The following is a 3,888-nucleotide window of genomic DNA, read 5'->3' on the forward strand; positions in this document are numbered from 1 at the left end:
CTCCCCCACCGTCTCCTCCGCAGCCGACACGGCCTCCTCCCGTACCTCGAAGGGAAGGCCGCGCAGCACCGGCGGCTTGGCCACGACGACCACGCGCACCTCGTCCCGCTCGCGGCCCACGGTGACCGTCGCACCGCGCGGTGCCGCCTCGCGGGCCACCCTGATGACCGCGTCGGCCGGATCCTGCCGGGCTGCCGCGCGGGCGCCTGTCCGAGCCGCGTCCACGCACTGGATCTGGGCTGCCACCACGAGCAGTCCCCACACCAGTGCCATCGCGAACATCACCAGCACGGGCAGCACGACAGCCGACTCCGCCGTCACGAACCCCTGGTCCGACCGCCGGCCTGACCAACGGCCCGGCTCCCGGCCTGACCCCCGGGCGCCGCCCCGCTCCCCCTCCCGCTCACATTTCCGCATTGAGCGCCCGCTTCACGATGTCCTGAAGCTCCGCGCTGACCTGCCCGCTCGTCACGACCTTGTAGAGCACCACGGCGAACGCCACCGCCGCGACGATCCCCATCGCGTACTCGGACGTGACCATCCCCGCGTCGCTCCGCGCCGCCCGCGCCCTGCACACCAGCGCACGCATCCGTGCCCGTACTGCCTTGTACATCTCAACCCCCGTAAGGCTCAGTCCTGTTAATGCCGCTACTGACCGGCGGCGGTCGCCGCCCGTCGCTCCGTCGCTCAGTCACTCCGTCACTCGGTCACGCCCTCACTCCTCACCCACCGGCACCGAGACCATGACGGCCGCCCGTCTCGCCCGCTCCGTCGCGGCTCGCGTCCAGTCGGCGCGGGCCTCCGTGGCGAGCCGAGCGGCGGGCCCGGCCGCGGGGAGCCCGGACACATCCGCCCGTTCCAGCAACCGCGCCAGCGCTCCGGCCCGTGGCAACGACGCCAGGCGCTGCCACGCCTCGCCCGGCTCACCACCGAGCCGCACCTCCGCGGCACCTCGCGCCAGCCCGTCCCCGACGGGTCCGCCCAGGGCCTCGCCGACGGCCTGCGCCGCGATCACCGGGCTCGCTCCCGCGGCGATGCAGGCCGCCAACAGATCGGCTGCCAAGGGAAGTTGCCGCGCCACCTCACCGACGTCGGGCTCCTCCACCGGGCCGGCGGCTTCCTGTCGACGCCGCCACAGCCACAGCCCGCCCGCGGCGATCAGACCCGCCACCATCCCGGCCACACCGCCGACCAGCGCCCAACCGGCGCCCACGACAGCCGCCATGGGCAGCGTTCGCCGCACGCCCTGCCGTACGTCGTACCGTCGGCGGGTCGAGATCACGTCCGACGTCGTCATCAACTCGGCGAGCCGACGTCGGGCTCTGCGCTCCTGCCGGGCCACGATCGACCAACGCGACAACCACCCGACGACCAGCACCGCTCCCAGCGCCATCCCCAGCCTGTGGACAACCTCCGCGCTCACACCGTCACCTCCCTCTCCCGCCCTGAGCGGCACCCCTCGGAACCCCTCACGCCGTCTCCGCTCCCCGCACGATCCGCATGGCCCACCACATCCCCAGCCCTTCCAGGGCACCTCCGACCAGCAGGCACCCGATCCCCGCCCCGGTGTGCAGCAGCACATGCAGTGGCTCAGCTCCCATGGCGGCACCGAGCAGCAACCCGAGGATCGGCAGACCGGCGAGCATCACCACCGTCGACCGCGCCCCCGCCAACTGGGCTCTCAGATCGGCGCGCTGGTCCCGCTCGGCGCGCAACGCCCCTTCCAGCCGGTCGAGTCCGGCCGCGAGCCCCGCGCCCTGGCCCACGGACACCCGCCAGCACGCCGCCAGGCCCAGCAGCCCCTCGGCGCCCGGCTCCCGTCCCGCCGCGGCGAGCGCCCCCGGCACATCCCCGCCGAACCGCGCCGCCGCCAGCACCGCTGCCTGCGCCGCACCGAGCCCAACCGAGTCCCGCGCCGCCCACCGCAACGCCTCACCCGGCTGCCGTCCGGCCCGCACCTCCCCGGCCAGCGCCCCGCACAGCACGATCACCGCGTCCCCGCGACGTTCACGTGCCCGCCGCGCCTCCCGCGCCAGCCGCACCCGGCGCAGCAGTGGCACCCCGGCCGCCCCCGCGACGACCGGCAACACCGACGACCCCAGCACGGCCAGCACCAGCCCGACGACCGGCGCCCACCACTCGGCCCGCAGCCGTCCCCGCAGCCGCCGCAGTTCCCAGCCCGGCCGCCACCAGTCGGGCGGCCCGGCCCCCACCGCTCCGCCGCCCGCGAGTAGCAACTGCGCCCGCCGAGCCCCGGAGTTCGGCCCGCCCAGCAGCCAGACGGCCGCCCCGAGGCACACCACAGCCGCACCCAACGACATCTCACCCATACAGATCCCCCGCACCCCTCATGCCCCGGGCCTCGCCGCCCGCGACGTCCTCGCCCTGAAGCAGCCCCCGGAGCCGCTCCCAGCCCCGCTCGTGGACGAACCCCTCCGCGCCCCACCGCAGCGCCGGCACCGTCCGTACCAACCCCGACGGGTCCCGCTCCAGCACATGCACCTCGGCGATCCGCCGTCGCCCGGTCCGGTCGCGTACGAGATGGACCACGACCGACAGCGCGGCCGCCAACTGGCTGTGCAGCGCCGCCCGGTCCAGCCCGGCCGCCGTGCCGAGCGCCTCCAGCCGGGCCGGGACGTCGGCCGCCGCGTTGGCGTGGACCGTCCCGCAGCCTCCTTCGTGGCCGGTGTTCAACGCGGCCAGCAGATGCACCACTTCGGCCCCGCGCACCTCGCCCACGACCAGCCGGTCCGGCCGCATCCGCAACGCCTGCCGCACCAGGTCCTCGAGCGTGACCAGCCCGGCGCCCTCCTGGTTGGCGGGTCTGCTCTCCAGCCGTACGACATGCGGGTGTTCCGGCCTGAGCTCCGCCGAGTCCTCCGCGAGCACGATCCGCTCGCCCGCACCGACCAGTCCGAGCAGCGCGCTCAGCAGCGTCGTCTTGCCGCTGCCGGTCCCGCCGCTGATGAGGAACGACAACCGCGCGTCGACCAGCGCCCGCAGCACCCGCTCCCCGCCGGGCGGTACCGTGCCCGCCGCGACCAGCTCGTCGAGCGTGAACGCCCGGGGCCGTACCACCCGCAGTGAGAGACAGGCGCAGCCGACGGCGACGGGCGGCAGCACCGCGTGCAACCGGGTGCCGTCGGGCAGCCGGGCGTCCACCCAGGGCCGTGCGTCGTCCAGTCGCCGTCCCGCCACCGCGGCGAGCCGTTGCGCGAGGCGTCGTACGGCCGCCGCGTCCGGGAAGGACACGGAGGTCAGCTCCAGACCACCGCCCCGGTCCACCCAGACCCGGTCCGGCGCCGACACCAGCACGTCCGTCACCGACGGATCGGCGAGCAACGGCTCCAGCGGGCCGCTCCCGACCAGCTCGGACCGCAACTGCTGGGCCGCCCCGAGGACTTCGGCGTCCCCCAGCACCCTGCCCTGCTCCCGCAACGCCTGCGCCACACGCGCGGGAGTCGGCTCACCACCGCTCTCGGCCAGCCACTGCCGCACCCCGTCCAGCAGCCCCGACGGCATACCCGCCCCCGCCGCTGTCCCGTTCGACGCCCACGACCCGGCCGAGGGGCCGACCCGATCGGCCGACTGCCACGGCCCGGCGGCCGTACTCGCCGCGACATCCGGCACGCGCCGCACCACCACGGCACTCGTATCCCCCTGCGACACCCGCCGCCCCACACCAGCCCTCACCGAACCGCCCGGCACCCGCCGTCCCACACCAGCCCTCACCGAACCGCCCGGCACCCGCCGCCCCACACCAGCCCTCACCGAACCGCCCGGCACCGGCAGCCCGACGACATCACTCCCCAAACCCTCCACCGCCCACCGCGGCGTAGCCCTACGCCCCCTAACGTCCGACCTCGCGACCACCCCGCCGTCCGACCC

At 75.5% G+C, this 3,888-nt stretch carries 5 protein-coding genes; all 5 read right to left on the minus strand.

Annotated elements, in window-relative coordinates:
* Positions 1-321: TadE family type IV pilus minor pilin (locus L0P92_RS42805; RefSeq protein ID WP_308289821.1), on the minus strand; the 321-nt coding region annotated here is incomplete at its 3' end.
* An 82-nt stretch (positions 322-403) separates the two neighbouring features.
* A complete protein-coding gene (locus L0P92_RS42810; RefSeq protein ID WP_234768541.1) occupies positions 404-613 on the minus strand; it encodes a DUF4244 domain-containing protein in 210 nt (69 codons plus the stop codon).
* A gap of 102 nt (positions 614-715) precedes the next feature.
* Positions 716-1,423, minus strand: coding sequence for a type II secretion system F family protein (locus L0P92_RS42815; protein WP_234768542.1), 708 nt, complete (start codon positions 1,421-1,423; stop codon positions 716-718).
* A 46-nt stretch (positions 1,424-1,469) separates the two neighbouring features.
* Positions 1,470-2,330 (minus strand): type II secretion system F family protein, encoded by an 861-nt coding sequence (locus L0P92_RS42820; protein ID WP_234768543.1) that lies wholly within the window; start codon positions 2,328-2,330, stop codon positions 1,470-1,472.
* On the minus strand, positions 2,323-3,522 hold the full coding sequence (locus L0P92_RS42825; protein ID WP_234768544.1) for a TadA family conjugal transfer-associated ATPase: 1,200 nt from the start codon (positions 3,520-3,522) through the stop codon (positions 2,323-2,325). Before L0P92_RS42825 ends, L0P92_RS42820 begins: the two co-directional genes overlap by 8 nt.
* Positions 3,523-3,888 lie beyond the last annotated feature (366 nt).

The sequence above is a fragment of the Streptomyces muensis genome, from assembly GCF_021474425.1.
Taxonomy (GTDB): Bacteria; Actinomycetota; Actinomycetes; order Streptomycetales; family Streptomycetaceae; genus Streptomyces; species Streptomyces muensis.

Excerpts from the sequence above, each read along its gene's own strand:
- L0P92_RS42810 (WP_234768541.1), bottom strand. The coding sequence starts at position 613 with ATGTACAAGGCAGTACGGGCACGGATGCGTGCGCTGGTGTGCAGGGCG.
- L0P92_RS42820 (WP_234768543.1), bottom strand. The coding sequence starts at position 2,330 with ATGGGTGAGATGTCGTTGGGTGCGGCTGTGGTGTGCCTCGGGGCGGCC.
- L0P92_RS42825 (WP_234768544.1), bottom strand. The coding sequence starts at position 3,522 with ATGCCGTCGGGGCTGCTGGACGGGGTGCGGCAGTGGCTGGCCGAGAGC.